17 protein-coding genes and 1 pseudogene are annotated in these 16,682 nt (G+C 39.1%); 8 read left to right on the forward strand and 10 right to left on the reverse strand.

Annotated features, from left to right (window positions below; all coding sequences use genetic code 11):
• From PGY05_RS10360 to PGY05_RS10375, 4 genes are all read left to right on the forward strand, one after another.
• Positions 1-365 (forward strand): thioredoxin family protein (locus PGY05_RS10360; RefSeq protein WP_270475835.1); only part of this gene is annotated, 365 nt, incomplete at its 5' end.
• Between the two features lie 14 nt (positions 366-379).
• Positions 380-1,423, forward strand: a complete 1,044-nt coding sequence (gene arsB / locus PGY05_RS10365) for an ACR3 family arsenite efflux transporter (RefSeq protein ID WP_270475837.1) — start codon at positions 380-382, stop codon at positions 1,421-1,423.
• Positions 1,416-1,817 (forward strand): arsenate reductase ArsC, encoded by a 402-nt coding sequence (locus PGY05_RS10370; RefSeq protein WP_242410370.1) that lies wholly within the window; start codon positions 1,416-1,418, stop codon positions 1,815-1,817. Before arsB ends, PGY05_RS10370 begins: the two co-directional genes overlap by 8 nt.
• Positions 1,814-1,987 (forward strand): cysteine-rich KTR domain-containing protein, encoded by a 174-nt coding sequence (locus PGY05_RS10375; RefSeq protein WP_242410369.1) that lies wholly within the window; start codon positions 1,814-1,816, stop codon positions 1,985-1,987. The genes PGY05_RS10370 and PGY05_RS10375 overlap by 4 nt, the downstream gene beginning before the upstream one ends.
• Before the next feature lie 103 nt (positions 1,988-2,090).
• Here the strand turns inward: PGY05_RS10375 and PGY05_RS10380 are convergent, their stop codons facing one another.
• Entirely contained in the window at positions 2,091-2,447 is a 357-nt protein-coding gene (locus PGY05_RS10380) for a helix-turn-helix domain-containing protein (RefSeq protein ID WP_242410368.1), read from the reverse strand.
• A 567-nt stretch (positions 2,448-3,014) separates the two neighbouring features.
• On the opposite strand from PGY05_RS10380, the gene PGY05_RS10385 reads away from it, so the two are divergent.
• The 4 genes from PGY05_RS10385 to PGY05_RS10400 all read left to right on the forward strand — a co-directional run bounded on the left by PGY05_RS10385 (position 3,015) and on the right by PGY05_RS10400 (position 5,840).
• Positions 3,015-3,431, forward strand: coding sequence for an RNA polymerase sigma factor (locus PGY05_RS10385; RefSeq protein ID WP_256162061.1), 417 nt, complete (start codon positions 3,015-3,017; stop codon positions 3,429-3,431).
• Between the two features lie 3 nt (positions 3,432-3,434).
• A complete protein-coding gene (locus PGY05_RS10390; RefSeq protein WP_249314799.1) occupies positions 3,435-3,674 on the forward strand; it encodes a helix-turn-helix domain-containing protein in 240 nt (79 codons plus the stop codon).
• A gap of 372 nt (positions 3,675-4,046) precedes the next feature.
• Entirely contained in the window at positions 4,047-4,190 is a 144-nt protein-coding gene (locus tag PGY05_RS10395; RefSeq protein WP_242410366.1) for a hypothetical protein, read from the forward strand.
• 81 nt (positions 4,191-4,271) lie between these two features.
• Positions 4,272-5,840, forward strand: a complete 1,569-nt coding sequence (locus PGY05_RS10400; protein ID WP_256162060.1) for a recombinase family protein — start codon at positions 4,272-4,274, stop codon at positions 5,838-5,840.
• Between the two features lie 83 nt (positions 5,841-5,923).
• Here PGY05_RS10400 and PGY05_RS10405 read toward each other — a convergent pair.
• The 9 genes and pseudogenes from PGY05_RS10405 to PGY05_RS10445 form a co-directional block, all read right to left on the reverse strand.
• Positions 5,924-6,331, reverse strand: a pseudogene (locus tag PGY05_RS10405) (manganese catalase family protein); the annotation flags it as partial.
• Between the two features lie 3 nt (positions 6,332-6,334).
• The gene (locus tag PGY05_RS10410; RefSeq protein ID WP_055156563.1) at positions 6,335-6,607 is read right to left on the reverse strand and encodes a spore coat protein CotJB; all 273 of its coding nucleotides are present in this window, start codon (positions 6,605-6,607) and stop codon (positions 6,335-6,337) included.
• A gap of 5 nt (positions 6,608-6,612) precedes the next feature.
• Positions 6,613-6,930: a spore coat associated protein CotJA gene (locus PGY05_RS10415; protein ID WP_243002763.1), complete on the reverse strand. Its 318-nt coding sequence runs from the start codon at positions 6,928-6,930 to the stop codon at positions 6,613-6,615.
• Between the two features lie 262 nt (positions 6,931-7,192).
• Complete coding sequence (locus PGY05_RS10420; protein WP_118217309.1) at positions 7,193-8,476, reverse strand: S1C family serine protease; 1,284 nt, start codon at positions 8,474-8,476, stop codon at positions 7,193-7,195.
• A 160-nt stretch (positions 8,477-8,636) separates the two neighbouring features.
• Complete coding sequence (gene glmS, locus PGY05_RS10425; protein WP_270205183.1) at positions 8,637-10,475, reverse strand: glutamine--fructose-6-phosphate transaminase (isomerizing); 1,839 nt, start codon at positions 10,473-10,475, stop codon at positions 8,637-8,639.
• A 123-nt stretch (positions 10,476-10,598) separates the two neighbouring features.
• On the reverse strand, positions 10,599-12,044 hold the full coding sequence (locus tag PGY05_RS10430; RefSeq protein ID WP_270205182.1) for a hypothetical protein: 1,446 nt from the start codon (positions 12,042-12,044) through the stop codon (positions 10,599-10,601).
• Positions 12,045-12,223: 179 nt separating this feature from the next.
• Positions 12,224-14,194, reverse strand: coding sequence for an LTA synthase family protein (locus tag PGY05_RS10435; RefSeq protein WP_270205181.1), 1,971 nt, complete (start codon positions 14,192-14,194; stop codon positions 12,224-12,226).
• A 137-nt stretch (positions 14,195-14,331) separates the two neighbouring features.
• Complete coding sequence (locus PGY05_RS10440) at positions 14,332-15,354, reverse strand: acyltransferase family protein (RefSeq protein ID WP_270205180.1); 1,023 nt, start codon at positions 15,352-15,354, stop codon at positions 14,332-14,334.
• 16 nt (positions 15,355-15,370) lie between these two features.
• On the reverse strand, positions 15,371-16,363 hold the full coding sequence (locus PGY05_RS10445; RefSeq protein ID WP_270205179.1) for a hypothetical protein: 993 nt from the start codon (positions 16,361-16,363) through the stop codon (positions 15,371-15,373).
• Between the last annotated feature and the right edge of the window lie 319 nt (positions 16,364-16,682).

Below are 16,682 nucleotides of genomic sequence, written 5' to 3' on the forward strand. Positions count from 1 at the left end.
ATCGTGGAAAAAAGAAAGAGGAAGAAACAAGAACGCCAGCTTGCGCTTGTAATGGTAGTTGTTGTACAAGTGAAGCAAAGGAAATCACTGACTCTTGCTGTGGTGCAGCAAACGACGGTATCTGTTGTATTAAGGTACTTGGCTCTGGATGTAAGAGTTGCCATGCTCTGCTAGAAAGTGCAAAAGAAGCTATAAAGACAATGGGAGTTTCTGTGGAAGTGGAATACGTGACCGATATGCAGAGAATAATGGAATATGGTGTTATGAGTATGCCAGCTTTAGTAGTTAATGAAAATGTTGTTTCTATGGGAAAAGTATTAAAACCTGTTGAAGTTGAAAACTTATTGCATAGATTAGGCTTCTAAGGAGGAATGTTGCTGTGTCTAAAGAAAAGAGTATCAATGTTTTTCAGAAATATTTATCTGTATGGGTAATTATATGCATGATTACAGGGGTACTTATTAGTAAATATATTCCGAGCATTCCTGCCGTTTTGAATAAGTTTGAATATGCAAAAGTTTCTATACCAATGGCATTGTTAATATGGCTAATGATTTATCCAATGATGATGAAAGTTGACTTTAAAAGCATTAGAAATGTTAGCAAAAATCCTAAAGGTCTATTTATCACTTGGATTACGAATTGGTTAATCAAGCCTTTTACGATGTATGGTATTGCCAGTTTGTTCTTTTTTGTGGTTTTTAAATCTTTAATCACGCCAGAACTTGCAACAGAATACCTTGCAGGAGCGGTCTTGCTGGGGGCAGCACCTTGTACAGCTATGGTATTTGTATGGAGTTCACTTACGAAAGGAAATCCTGCATATACCGTAGTACAGGTAGCGACAAATGATTTAATTATTCTTGTGGCTTTTGTACCAATAGTAAAATTTTTGCTTGGTGTATCCAATGTTTCAGTACCTTGGGATACGCTCATATTATCGGTAGTATTATTTGTAGTTATACCGCTAATAGCCGGAATGGCTACCCGATATTATGTAATAAAGAATAAAGATAGAAATTACTTTGAAAATATTTTTATACACAAATTTGATAATGTAACCAGTATAGGGCTTTTGCTAACACTTGTGATGATATTTTCATTTCAAGGTAAAGTGTTTTTAGAAAATCCATTGCACATAGTTTTAATTGCGGTGCCATTAATTTTACAAACATTTTTAATTTTTGCAATCGCATATATAGCGTGTCATATATTTAAACTGCCCTATAATATCGCTGCCCCTGCTGGTATGATAGGTGCGTCAAACTTTTTTGAGCTTTCCGTTGCAGTGGCGATTGCTCTATTCGGAACGACTTCACCTGCTGCATTGGCAACAACAGTGGGCGTTTTAACAGAAGTTCCTGTCATGTTGCTCTTAGTGAAAATTGCAAATAACACGAAAGGCTGGTTTTTAAATGAATAAAAGAAAAGTTGCATTTATCTGTGTTCATAATTCATGCCGAAGTCAAATAGCAGAAGCCTTAGCTAAACATCTTGCTTCGGATGTTTTTGAAAGCTATTCTGCTGGTACTGAAATAAAGGCACAGATCAATCAAAATGCTGTTCAGCTTATGAAACAGATTTATGGTATTGATATGGAGAAAGACCAATACTCAAAATTGATTGAGGATATTCCCACACCAGATATTGCAATATCTATGGGGTGTGATGTCGGTTGCCCTTATATTGGCAAAGCATTTGATGATAATTGGGGATTGATTGACCCGACTGGACAGGACGATGAAATATTCAAAAGTGTCATTAATCAGATTGAAAAAAATGTATTACAGCTTAAAGAAACTCTAATAAAAGTATGATAAAAACAAAATGGATACTATGCCCTATTTGTAAGGGCAAAACACGAAGTCAGGTTAGGACAGATACAGTTTTAATCAACTACCCTTTATATTGCCCCAAATGCAAACAAATAAGTTTAATTTCAGTAAAGAATTTTGCTATAACTGTAATTAAAGAGCCAGATGCTTAGACACAGAGCCAATAATTTGAGAGTTTCTATTCTCTAATTATTGGCTTGTTTTTATTACTTACCCCATACTCCATATGATCTGTGCGAAACAAAAATGGAGGAACTAATCTTCCCCCATTTCCTTTGATTCGATGATACCAGAAGCGACACTTTCCATGATAACCATATCTTTGTCGTCGAAAGTATCAAGCTGCTGCTCCAACTGTCTGCGGCGAGTGCTTTTCACTTTGTCGCTGGACGGCAGGAAAATTTCATCAACGGACACATTGAGTAAAGTTACAAGGTCGTAAAACACCTGTAAACTTGGGTGCTGCCCTTTATTCTCAATGTTCGTCAGATAGCGTGGGTCAATCTCAATTTTTGCTCCCACCTGTTCACGGGTCAGACCTTGTTTCATCCTTGCCGCTTTAATGGCAAGTCCAAAGGCTCTGAAATCGTATTTATCTTCTGTTTTACGCATAGTTAATCACCTCACTACATTTTACTGTTCCTAAAGAATTTGCGACAGGTACAGTAAAACGTATTGTAAGGTTTATTAGTTCCTATTGTATAGGAAAACAACAAATTTATATGCTGCTTGGCGGTAATAAAAAAAACCGTTGTCAGCAGTAACGCTTTTATACGCCCATTTCGATAAAACGACGGTTTATACAGCCGCCGTTTTATTTTTTCCTAACGGTGGACAGACTACTGGATGGTTTTGTTTTAGCGGCTTTAGGAGGCAGCCGCATGGAACGCCTGCATATTCGACAACATTCGATCATTGGTAGAGCGTTAAAAAAATCCATTTAATTTCTGCGGTATTCTATACTCCTGTATATGGTTTTTCACGTCATACAGCAGGAACAATTCAGATAGCACAAGATCAGTACGTCAGTATTGCCCTTGTGCTTTTTTGCTGCACAAAACTTTTTCAAAAAGTTTTTGCGGTTAGGTATCAAATCCCACCTCTTGCGGCGAGTGTTAGTGCGAAAAGAGGTAGAAGCCTTTTCGCTTTAGCAACTTTAGCTGGAAAGGAGGTGAGATTATGAAGCCATCTTCTTTCGAGAACGCTATCAGACTTCAATTTGATTGTCTGGCTCGCAAGGTTGTAGGTACAACCGTAAAGGACTACAACCGTGAGCTTGGCAGACGTGCAAAGCGTGAAACTCCATTCTGTGAGCTGCCGGAAATGGAATTAAACCATATCGGCACTTGCGACGAATACTCGGTTGAATTTACAGCCTTTGACGTATTCGGCAATGAAATCCGTATCTATGATGAACAGCTATGTGAAGCAATCAAAGAATTAAATGAAAGACGACGTAACATTCTGCTTATGTCCTACTTTCTTGAGATGACCGACGCTGAAATTGCAGAGGTCATGGAAATGGAACGATTTTCCGTTTGTAGAAACAGGCTGCACACATTAAAGCTAATCAGAGATATGTATGAGGAGGGATAAAACATGATGAAGTCTACAAAGAAGTGCCCGCTATTTTCCACGATCAGCTCGGCTGCTGACGGTGACGAGGTAGCAATCGGAAAGATTTTAAACCACTATGACGCTTACATATCAAAAGCCAGTTTGCGCCCGTTTTATGACGAACACGGAAATATGTATATCGTGGTCGATATGGAACTGAAAGGCAGAATAAGAGCTGCGCTGATTGAAGCAATTTTGGGATTTGAAGTCAAAGTGAAATAAGTGTAACAGAGAGTGTCTACCACCTCATTTCCACTCTTTACCGTTCTTTGAAAACTGAATAAAGTAATCAGATACGTTTGATATGCGGCGAGCCTGCGGACTGGAACGCCACGACCACTGAAAGGAGGGATACCGGCGAGCGACCACGCCAGTGATCCGCAAGCAACTGTTGGAAAGGTTGCTGCCATGACCCGTATATCAGAATAATGATACACCCGTATGACACGGTTCACCCATCAGAATGGGAATGGTGAAAGTCCAGTGGAGCTTCCGAAGCCGTCTGATTACTTATTATATACAGATAGACAAAATCTTTCATAATGTACAAGCATTTTTGCATACTTTGTAAATATAGTGTAGTGAGGTGGTTTTATGGCGAATGACGCAAAAGTAGTTTGCAAGAATGTTTTTAAGAATAGTGATACGGCGGCTTTGCAAAAAATGTTTACTCTGAAATGGATAGAGCTGATAAATCAATTTGAAAAAAGTAAGGGGCAGCCTACTCCTGCAAGATGATAGACAAACTATCCTGCCAAGTGTTATAATAACATTAGCAGTGATAGTTTGTTTTGTCTTCTCTGAAAAGGAGAACAAAACATGATGAATAAGTCAAGGGTTGCTATATATTGCCGCTTATCAGAAGAAGATAGAAACAAACAATCAGAAACAGACGACAGTAACAGTATTCAAAATCAAAAGTCTATGCTGCTTCAATATTCTTTAGAACAAGGTTGGGAAGTCTATAACATATACAGTGATGATGATTACACTGGTTCTGATCGACGACGACCAGAGTTTAACAAGTTATTGAATGACGCAAAAGACCGCAAATTTGATATTATCTTATGTAAGACTCAATCCAGATTTACCAGAGAGCTTGAATTGGTGGAAAAATATATTCACGGTCTATTTCCTATCTGGGGTATCCGTTTCATCAGTATTGTAGATAATGCTGATACCGCCAACAAAGGGAATAAGAAATCAAGACAGATTAACGGTCTGGTGAATGAATGGTACTTAGAGGATATGTCGGAGAATATCAAGAGTGTGCTGACAGACCGAAGAAAAAACGGTCACCATATTGGAGCGTTCGCACTCTACGGTTACAAAAAAGACCCTGACGTAAAAGGGCATTTGATTATTGATGAAGAAGCTGCACAGGTCGTCAGAGAAGTTTTTACACTGTTTTCAAAAGGCTATGGCAAAACAGCCATTGCCCGTATGCTGAATGACCGAGGTATCCCCAATCCAACGGAATACAAGCGGCTTCATGGTTTACGCTGGCGAACACCCAAAGGCAAGAACAGTACCCTCTGGAAATATTATGCTATTTCCGATATGCTGGTAAATGAAATTTATATTGGCAATATGGTACAGGGAAAATATGGGAGCGTATCTTACAAGACGAAACAAAATAAGCCACGCCCTAAAAGTGAGTGGTATATTGTCGAGGGTACGCACGAACCGATTATTGACCGTGAATTGTGGGATAAGGTGCAAGCGTTGATAGCTCAAAAGGCAAAACCATTTACAGTAGGTACAATCGGGTTATTCGCTAAAAAAGCTCGCTGCATGAACTGCGGTTATGTAATGCGTTCTAACAAACAGGCTGATGGGCGACGTTATTTAGGATGTTCCAGCCGCCATGTTTCTAAGGACGCTTGTATAGGTTCTTTTATCTCTGTACCTAAATTGGAACAGGCGGTGATTGCTGAAATCAACAAGCTGTCTGCCGCATATCTGGATAAGGATGAACTGGAACAAAACGTAACCTTTAACAGTGATGTAAAAGGCAAACAAAACGCTCTGAAAGAGGAAATTGCTGCATATCAAAGCAAGATTGCAGAATACACCAAAGGTATCCGAGAATTGTATTTAGACAAAGTTAAGGGTATCTTGTCAAAGCAAGATTATTTGGATTTATCCAAAGACTTCTCTACTCAAAAAGAAAGGCTTGAAAAACTGGTTATTGATACGCAAAAACAGCTTGACGTTATTGAAAGAAAAATACAGGCTGGTGATAACAAACGCCAGTTAATCGAGCAATACACCAATCTTGAACACTTAGACAGGGAAATCGTTGAAACATTGATTGACTATATATTAGTTGGAAAGAAAGACCCTGTAACTAAGGAAGTACCTATCGAAATACACTGGAATTTCTAAGTTCTTGATAATCTGGTGTCCAGTATGCCAGACTATCAAGGACATCTCTTAAATACTCATTGTTGTTCTTACACAGTTGCACCATCTGCGGCCATATCTTCATGTAAATCTGTAATTGGGTCACCCTTGGACTGAAAATAAGTTGCTGTCCACGGTGTTCCACTGGCTGCCTGCGGCCAAAGTGCAAGTGTGTGGTCCACATAATATTTATCAAAACCAGAAGCCTTAATTTCCTCCGGAGATAAATCCTTGGTAAGCTGGTAAACAATGGCACATATCATTTCCATGTGGGCAAGTTCCTCTGTGCCAATATCGGTTAAAATTCCTGTCACTTCTTTGTACGGCATGGTGTACCTCTGTGATAAATAACGCATGGACGCAGCTAATTCTCCATCCGGTCCACCGAACTGACTGATGATTACCTGGGCCATCTTCGGATTGGTCTGGGTAATTTTTACGGGATATTGTAAACGTTTTTCATAATTCCACATAAACTAACACCCTCCTTCCTGCCACGGCCATGGCTCATTGATCCAGTTCCATCTGTCTGAGCAGGAAGGAACAGCGGTATCTACTGTGAGTGGTCCATAATATTTTGCATATTCTTTCAACAACTGGTTCCTTTTTTTATTATATTCATAAAAAAAGTCCAGCGCTTCCTGATCACGGGGATGAGTGTCCAGATAAAGCTTCACATCATCTACCGCAAAGCTCGCATGACCAATCTGCATCAGGAGATCTTTTCTGCAAGGTTTGGAATTTGGCATTTCATTCATGCGTTACATCCTCCTTTCCCCTTAAACGGAAGATCAAGCTCTTCGAATATGGTTCCTCTGTGGAATCCTTTTCCGGCTTCGTATATGTGTCTCCAGCTCTGCCATGGCACATAAGCCATTGCGATCGGCATTCCATCTAACGCATCGTCCCGGTCGCTACATCCAGATCGTTCTCGGTAAACAGGTACTGCCATCGATGGATTTCTTCCATCATTGTTCGCCATACATGAATTACTATTACAGCTATTGTTATTATTGCCACACCCACAATTTGCACGTCTCATATATGGATTATTATTTCTGCAATTTTGCATTGTTTTGGCTCCCCTTTCTTATATCTGCAATATTATTGTATGGTAATTTTTTAAAAAGGGTTCTGACTTTTGCATCCGGCATAATCTGATGCCCGTTTCCGTTTCAAACAGGTCGTAACATCAATAATGCCGCCAGACCATTTCTGATCTGACGGCATCTTTCTTTAGTATTTTATGATGTAACCGGATTGCTCCATTGCTATGCAATTCCCGCAATCCTCGAACACCTCATACTCCCATAAAACGGCGTGTTCACATCATTTTATGAATTTTTACCAAGTGTAACCTTGATATCTTTCTCTGTATATTCACCATTCTTATCCGGGATCTGTACGGTAAGCGTTACCTCTTCTCCGGCTTTATAATACTGAAGTTGTTCCTGAAGAGAGCTCATACCACTGATGGAACTTCCCTCAAAACCAGTAATGATCGATCCTTTTGTAAGACCGGCTTTCTCAGCTCCGCCACCACTCATAACTTCTTTGACATAAACACCGGTCGGCATATTGTACATCTGTGCACCTTCTTCAGATACATCGTATCCCTTGATTCCAAGATATCCTCTTTCTTCATCTGAAACCTTGCTTCTTGTCTCTTTATTCATCAGATTCTGGATAACATCACTTGCATCAGAAATCGGAATCGCAAATCCCATACCCTCTACTGCCGAGCTGTTGATCTTTGCAGAGTTGATACCGATTACCTCACCATTTGCATTCAGAAGAGCTCCACCACTGTTACCAGGGTTGATTGCTGCATCTGTCTGGATGTATTCTCCGTCAAATCCATCAATTGTTCGTCCGGTTGCACTGACGATACCAGTTGTAACAGACTGCCCATAGCCAAGCGCATTACCGATTGCAATAGCAGGTTCTCCAACCTTCAGAGAATCTGAATCTCCAAGTGTTGCAACCTTAATCGCATTCATTGTATCGTCTGAAATTTTATCAAGCGGAACGGCTACGACTGCAAGATCCCTTGCGGAGTCTGTTCCTTTAATCTGCGCTTCCACGCTGTTACCATCATTAAATGTAACAGTAAGTGTATCGCTTCCTTCTACAACATGGTTATTGGTAACAACCAGGAGTTCTGAATCATTCTGGCTGATGATGATACCGGATCCGGCGCTTTCACTCTCCTGCTGGCTGATTCCTCCGAAGAAATTCTGTACTTCCTGTACGCTCATATTGGTAATAGAAACAATTGACGGAAGTGTATTTTCAACGATATCTGATACATCAGATGTCACTGTACTGGTAGATGTTGTAAGCTTTGCGTTCGATACAGTCTTTGTTGTGCCTACGGTACTCTTTGTATTCTTTCCAAGCAGCTTACCAGTCAGATAACTGGTTCCCTGCATCGTCACACCGCCGACTGCCCCAAATAATACGGCTGCTCCTACAACAAGTGCTACTTTTTTCATGTAACCTTTTTTCGGCTTTGAAGTCTTCGGATCCTTCTGTGGTCCTGCTCCGAATCCCTGCTGATTGCCTGCTCCTCTATTTTCATCTGAATCTGGTCTGTAATAATTGTACTGATTGTCCATCATTCAAGACTCCTTTCTTTTCCTTTTCTATAGTTAAGAGTTTAGCCCATAATTGTGATGAAAGTGTGATAAAATATGAAAAAAAAGATGAACGGCACATTTTTATGTCGTCCATCTCGTTTATTCAACAGGAAATTCCGCTGGAACTTCTTGCATCACTTTATTCAACCGTTACAGATTTCGCCAGATTACGCGGCTTATCTACATCCAGTCCCTTTGCAACGGATACATAATATCCCATCAGCTGCAGCGGAATCACTGCAAGCGATGCCTCAAAATGCTCATCTGTCTTCGGAATGTAAACCACAAAATCAGCAGTATCCTCAATGCTGTAATTGCCATAAGTTGTAAGTCCCATCAGATATGCACCACGGCTCTTGCACTCTACCATGTTGCTGATCGTCTTTTCATATAATTCCGGCTGTGTCAGCACACCGATCACAAGCGTTCCATCCTCTATCAGAGAAATGGTTCCGTGCTTGAGTTCTCCCGCTGCATATGCCTCTGAATGAACGTAACTGATCTCTTTCATCTTCAGGCTGCCTTCCATACAGATTGCATAATCAATTCCACGTCCGACAAAAAATGCGTCCTTTGCGTTTGCCTGCTTTGCTGCAAACCACTGGATTCTTTCTTTATCTTCAATAATCTTTTCAATCTTCTCCGGGATTGCCTGTAATTCGGCAATATAATTTTCATACTGCTCTTCAGTGATTGTATTTTTTACTTTGGCAAACTGAATTGCAAGGATGTAAGAAGCCATCAGCTGTGTACTGTACGCTTTCGTTGTTGCCACAGAGATCTCCGGTCCTGCAAGAGTATAGAATACCTTATCCGCTTCTCTTGCAATAGAAGATCCGACTACATTGACAATTCCAAGTGTACGGATTCCCTGTGCTTTTGTCTCACGGAGCGCTGCAAGACTGTCTGCGGTCTCTCCTGACTGGCTGATAATGATCACCAGACCATTTGGATCCAGAATTGGCTTACGGTAACGGAATTCAGAAGCCAGCTCCACACGAACAGGAATCTTCACCAGATCCTCGATCACATACTGTGCCACCATACCTACATGGTAAGCAGAACCACATGCTACAATGTAAATCTGGCTTGTTCTCCGGATATCCTCTTCCGCTAATCCGATATCTGTCAGATCAATCTTTCCGTCTTTTAATACAGAATTCAGAGTATCCTTAACCGCTCTTGGCTGCTCATGGATCTCTTTCATCATAAAATGCTCAAAACCAGCTTTTTCAGCTGCCTCTGCATCCCAGTCAACAGTTTTCATTTTTTTCTGGATCTCTTCTCCGTCCAGATTGTAGAAGGTAATTTCCTCTTTGCTGACCTTTGCCATCTCCAGGTTGCCAATATAGTATACATTTCTTGTATATTTCAAAATAGCCGGCACATCTGATGCAATAAAACTTTCTCCATCTCCTACGCCAAGAATCATCGGACTGTCTTTTCTTGCCACATAAATTTCTTCCGGATAATCCTTGAACATCACAGCAAGCGCATAAGATCCACGAATACGGACCAGAGAATGGTTGATCGCATCTACCGGTGTTCCTTCATACTTTTTATAATAATAATCGATCAGCTTAACAGCAACCTCTGTATCCGTCTCAGAGTAGAATGTATATCCTTTGCGGAGCAGCTTGTTCTTTAACTCCTGATAGTTTTCAATAATACCGTTGTGTACAGCAACTACATTGCCATCGTCACTCATATGCGGATGCGCATTGTTCTCTGACGGTTCCCCGTGTGTTGCCCATCTGGTGTGACCGATTCCACAGGTTCCCGGAACGGCTGCACCACCATTTGTCTTCTCAAACAGTACTTTCAAACGGCCTTTCGCCTTGATAACTTCTGTCTCTTCTGTTCCATTACGAACAGCAAGTCCTGCTGAATCATATCCACGATACTCCAGCTTCGACAGTCCATCCAGTAAGATCGGAGCCGCCTGCTGCGATCCAACATATCCTACGATTCCACACATTTATCTATATCCTCCAGTCTTTTTTGCGAAAATAAATTTTACTCTTTTCGTTACATTGTAGCAAATATGGGACTTTTTGTAAAGAATAAGCGGGAATAACAATCGTCATCCCCGCCTTTCTCTTTAATCCAAATCAATAAAATCCATTTCGAAAGTATCACCTTTTTTACGCTTTTCTTTCTTGATATTATAATCATCGAACGAATCAAAGTCGTCATCATCAAACTCATCAACGCTACGAGTATCATCACTTATTCCTTCGTCATCATAATCATCGTCGAAGTCATCATCATAATAATCATCATCGTCGAAATCATCATCGAAGTCGTCATAATCATCTTCGAAATCATCATCCTGTCTCTTTTTGAACTGTGATTTCTTTTCTGCCTTAACAGGCTGGATCGGTTTTACCGGATTACGTTGCGGCTCATCGTCCAATTCATATTCATCATACAGATCATCCAACTCTCTGTTGCGGTTATGTAACTTCACAACGGAAACAAGAAGGAAGATTACCAGAAGAATAACGATAACTGCTGCCGCTGCTACAAACCAGATCAGATGATCGGAAATCTTTTCTAAAATTGCGTCAAACTTGCTTGCACTCTTCTTATCCGGTGTAGTCGCAGACTTCGGAGTCTCCATTCTCTGATAAGTATGCTCTACAGAGTCATATAAATAGAGGGATTCTTCACCGTCATTATTTACTGCATATAATACATAGAAACCATCGCGGTCCGGTTCATCCCAGATTTCAAAAGTCTTGCCGTTGATCTCCAAATTTCCTTTTGAATACTTTGATGGCATAGACACTTTACTGCCTGCATCAAAAATTACGATAGAATAAGTATCTGAAATCACAACCTGTTCTGCCGGTGAGAAGCTGCTGTCAGATGAATCATACATCCAGAAATCGCCTTTTCCATCACCGTCTACCAGGTAAGCCATCTGAAGTCCTGTCTTTTCCTGCACAGCACCTTTATACGTCGAATCATTATAAGTAAGCTCTCCTGCTGTAAATCCAGCTGGAATCATGCTGTCTGAGAAATCACCGGATAAGGTATACTCCTGACCATCAATCGTGACACTTGCTCCATTCGCAACATCTTTAATCTTGCTTGGATCTCCTGCTCCGATCGTAACATCCGCATATCCTTCTTCACATGCCACACTTGATCCAGCGCTGTCTGTAACCGTCGCATCTCCCTGTTCAAGTCTTGTACTTCCTTCCTGGAGAGCCTGGAATTTCATTGTAAACTCAATCCGGTCACTGCTTCCGTCACCTGAACCTCTAAATGTCAGATTACCATCCGTGTCTGCATTCACTCCGTCTCCCTCTTCAAATCGCATATAAGAAGGATCGTAAGTCATATGAATCGTCGCGTCTCCGATTACATCTCCGCTGACAACTGCTGTACCTGTGATCGTAAATTCATCCCCGACACTTGTCTCAAGATCAGAAAAGAATATCACACCATTTGCAGCTAGCGCCATCACAGAAAAACCTGGTACGATCAGACATACAGACAAAAGAATTGTCGCTATTTTTTTCGTAAACTTCATCTTCATGTACTTTCCTCTTTCTAACCATATTAATTGTAAGTATAAATACTCTTAGACTCTATCTTACACTTTTTATGGGGAAATGTCTACTTGTTTGTAGAATTTCTCATTGTATCAATTTACGGACAACTCCGTTCTGCTTTTTTTATCTGAAGAAAAACCCCGGCATAAACCGGAGTTCTTCTCTAATTTACATTTTCTGTTGTCCCGCCTGCATTGCTTTCTGCGCCTCCACCGGGATCCGGAGTTGGTGTTGAATCCGGTGCCGGATCTGGTGTTGGTGTCGGATTTGGCGCTGGATCCGGTTCCGGCGTTGGAACTGGAGTCGGTTCCGGCGTTGGAGCTGGAGTCGGTTCCGGCGTTGGAGTTGGTTCTACATAAGTATTATCATCATATCCTCCATTCCATGAATTGTCCCAGGAATTTCCTCCGTCATACCAGTAATCATTCGATCCGTCATTATAATTATACTGATAATTATCCTGCGTATACCCCTGCCATGCATCCGGCGTTTCAATACCACTTGTATCTACACCTGCATCTGGCTGATTCATTGGCTGGTCCTGATTATCGGTATTTTCCTCCTGCTGGTTTTCAGCCTCTTCAGCTCTTTTCTTTTTCAAAATGTTAATATCTACATCGTTAATCAGCATATCGTAGAATGTAGATTTCTTTTTCAGTTCCTTATCTAATTTTTCTCTTCCGCATTGTTCTGTAAGAGTCTCCACACCTGAAAATAAATTCACACCAAGACCAAGTTTCTCTCCTGTAATCTCTGCTCCCAATGCTGCAAGTGTCGTTGGAAACATATCCATTGTAGAAAATTCTCGATTATGTGTTTTTTCAAAAGAAGTATCAAGATTTTCTGGTAAATTTATAAATGCATTATATACACTTCTCTCATAATCGTCACTCACATCATTACAAAAATCAGAATCCATTGTTAAATGATCCCCGCTTATTATAATTGTTGTATTCTCATAAAATGGCTGCTCCTGAATCCACTTAACAAATGCATCAACCTGTCTACTTGAACATGCCATTACATTTGCATATTGATTATCTCCAAATTCATTTTGACACTGCTCACATACATATCCATCTTCAAAATGAGTATCTACTGTCAACATTGTAAAATTAAATGGCTCGTCCTTTGTTCCTATTTCGCTTAACTTTTCTTTTGCATTTTCAAATAACTTTTGATCTTCATACCCCCACCATACCCAATAACCTTCTGGGATTTTTCCTTCTTCTACAGCCGTAGTATAATCAAATATTTCTGTTTTACCATGACTCTCAAAGTATGTTCTCCTTCCTCCAAAAGTAGCATCTGATCCAATCATAAAATATTGATTATATCCTTCTTCTGATAAAATATCTTCTAAATTTTTTGCTCTTGAAGAAAAGGATGTCTGCTCCGCTAATGTATCATTAATATCCTCATTCACATTTCTAATATCTTCTGTATTTTTTATTGGAATTCCAGATGTCTGAGCAAAAATTCCTCCCATCGTCCATGTGCATCCATACGCAGGATATCCTCCTCCCAACTTATCGCTTTGAGAAAAATTAGTATTTTCTTCTGCAAGAGTCGTCAATTCCGGAATACAGTTGAAATCCATTCCACCGCCATCTTCTTTTGACGCATAAGTGGATTCCATTGACTCCAGATAAATATAAATCAGATTTCTTTTTTGTTCCGGAAATGTAATCTTCGTTGTACGTGGATCCACATAATTCTGTTCAATAAAATGCGATTCTTTCTTCTGACTTACCAGATATTCTTTTACATCCAATTCATCATATACTTCATAAGCCGCCCTTCCTGCACTTCCACAGGCAATCACAGCTACAAGAAATAACGCAATCATACATTTTCCATGCTTATTCCTTAATCCTATAATCAGGAAAATAGATAAAAATAATACTAATACTGCCAATGGTACGCATGCATTGATCCCATCCAGTACTACATCTGAGTTTGTCCCATCAAGCGGTACTTTCAGATGAAAAATAATTTCATCGATAGACAACAGCCCCCACGTGTCTAATACCCAGTTCCCCAGATTATAAAGAATAAATCCAAGAACCGATATTATGATCATTAGAATACAATAGAATCCATATCCGATACTCTTTATCTTTGGTTTTTTCATTTTCCTTTCATTTCCTTTACTTAGTATTTACAAACATACATAATATAGTAAAGCATAAATATAAAAAAATTGCAATATTCACAAGCAATACAAATTCTAAAAAATGTTTCATTCTGTCATTGCTTAATAACTTACACTTAGTTTTTAAAGCCAAAAATTTTTCTAACCAAAGTAATCTTTGATAAAACAAATGCACCCCCTAAATCTAAAAGCACTTTACCGGCAATAATCAAAATCAACTGAATATTTGCTGACATTCCATTCACAACATATTTTTCTGTTATCTGCCACCACGGAAGAAGATCAAGTTCTACAATATGCACACACAATATCAACAAACTATATCTTCCAAGATATGCCAAACTTCCACCAATATATTTCGTCCTACACTCAATAATTTTGGAGATTAAAATAACAATCACACATGCACATATACAGCCAAAAATATCTATTATCCCTCGTCCAATATCACAATGCACTAACCAGAACGATTGGAAATTTTTTATAAATGAAATCCAAGTAAGTAGTGCAAAAAGAACTGAAAAGATTTTCACTTCCTTTGGCAACTCACTAATTTTAGTCTTTGCGCCCCTCCAGAGATATCCCATATAAATGAACATTGTAGCACATGCTCCTGCCTGTATGCTAAAAGGAAACCAAAATATTCTTCTTGAAAAATATCCTACTGCAAACAAACCCACTATAAATAACAATCTAATATATTTATCAAACTTGAACGATATTCTCAAGAAAATACTTCCCCAGAAAGTTGCCCACAAAAACCATATTGCACCAATTCCCGGTATCCAGAATGGCTCTGTATATGTATCACCTGCTCCATATAAAGCTGCATAACACCAGTTTTGAAATTCATCAAAAGCATTATTCCACCATACGCCCTTTAACGTTCCAATAATGATTATGACTATGCTGGTTATTATATATGGAACAAGCAATGTTCTTGCCTTATTTTTTATAAAACCATTCAAATCGCGCTTCTTATTCGTAAAATATCCTGTAATAAAGAAAAAAATAGGAACATGAAATGTAAACACAATTCGATTAATACTGGCATTTCCTAAATGGCCTAATATAATACAGATCATTGCTATCCCTTTAGCTATATCTATATATTGCAGTCTGGTACTTTTTGTTTTCATAACATTTATCCCCCACTCAATTTCCACATTTTCTCTGTCTTTTTCCGATATCCTTCACATCAAAATTCGCAAACGGAAGCATCAAAAACACATCATAATACGCTTCAAACATATGATGCTCCATTACTGAATGAATGCAGACAATTGCCATAGCCATTAACATATATGGAAGATTTAAGTTTTTGATTATTATAATTGAAATAATCAGCATAACCAGTATAAATACCACCCGTCCTAACCTCATCAAAATATTCACATAAGAACTATCAATAAAGAAATAGTCTGCTACCACTTCTGTTGATCCTCCATTTCCACGCATTGGAATGTCCTGTTCCCATATCTGAACATCATACCTGTCAAAAACTTCTTTTCCTAAAGAAAGTCTCGTTGAAAAAAGAGTATTTAATTTTGCCATCCATTCTATATCTGGTCGATAAAATCTTGATACTAAGATCATAAATCCAGCTAAACCATATGGTGCCACCAGACATAAAATTTTTAGTAATAGTGATGCTATATATCCCTTTCCTTTCTTTGCAGCTAATTTGTTTCTAATTTTCAAATAAACAACACATATAATCAAAATCATCATTACAATTTCACTATTCCGTACATCACAATATTTTGCAAACAGAACCACACTGATTATCATCATTCCAATTTCTATCCATGTGCATCTTGCCTGTCGGAGTACAATCCATGCTGTTATCATAAAAACAATGCCCGCCGCAAAATCTGTAGGATAAATAAACCCAAATGACATCCGCACCTGATCTCCCCTATGGTAAACCAAATTCGTGATAACTCCTGTATATCCTGCAATCATCGTACAGATTGTCATCGGAATTTCTACAATCAAATATACCTTTAAAATTTCTCTATAATCAATATCATTTGCACCAGCAATCAATAATCCCGTTTCAAGCAATGCATCAACTCCAGAATATCTCCTTGCAATTACAAATGATCCAATAATCAGAAATACAAATAATATTTTCTTTATATCCACTGGTCTCATCACCATATACCGGAACAATACTACCAGTCCAATCCCTATCTGAACACAGAAATAAAAAAAGGTGGCCACGGAATATGTGCCATCGTTGTCCAACTGTAAATCAAAACCAGCCATACGGCAAAAATTCCAAGAAAAAATATTTCTGATAAATTACATTTGAATTCATAAGATGAATTTATCCATTTTCCCTCTACCTTATTGTTAATTTACTTTATCCAATTCATTTTATTTCCTCTCTTTACAGACAGTTTAAGGGGCTGTGAAAAAAGAATAGTCCCGAAAAAAAAGAAAGACCAAGAGTTTATATTGA

Origin of the sequence: Coprococcus sp. AF51-11b1 (assembly GCF_027682785.1) — a bacterium.
Classification (GTDB): Bacteria; Bacillota; Clostridia; order Lachnospirales; family Lachnospiraceae; genus Allocoprococcus; species Allocoprococcus comes.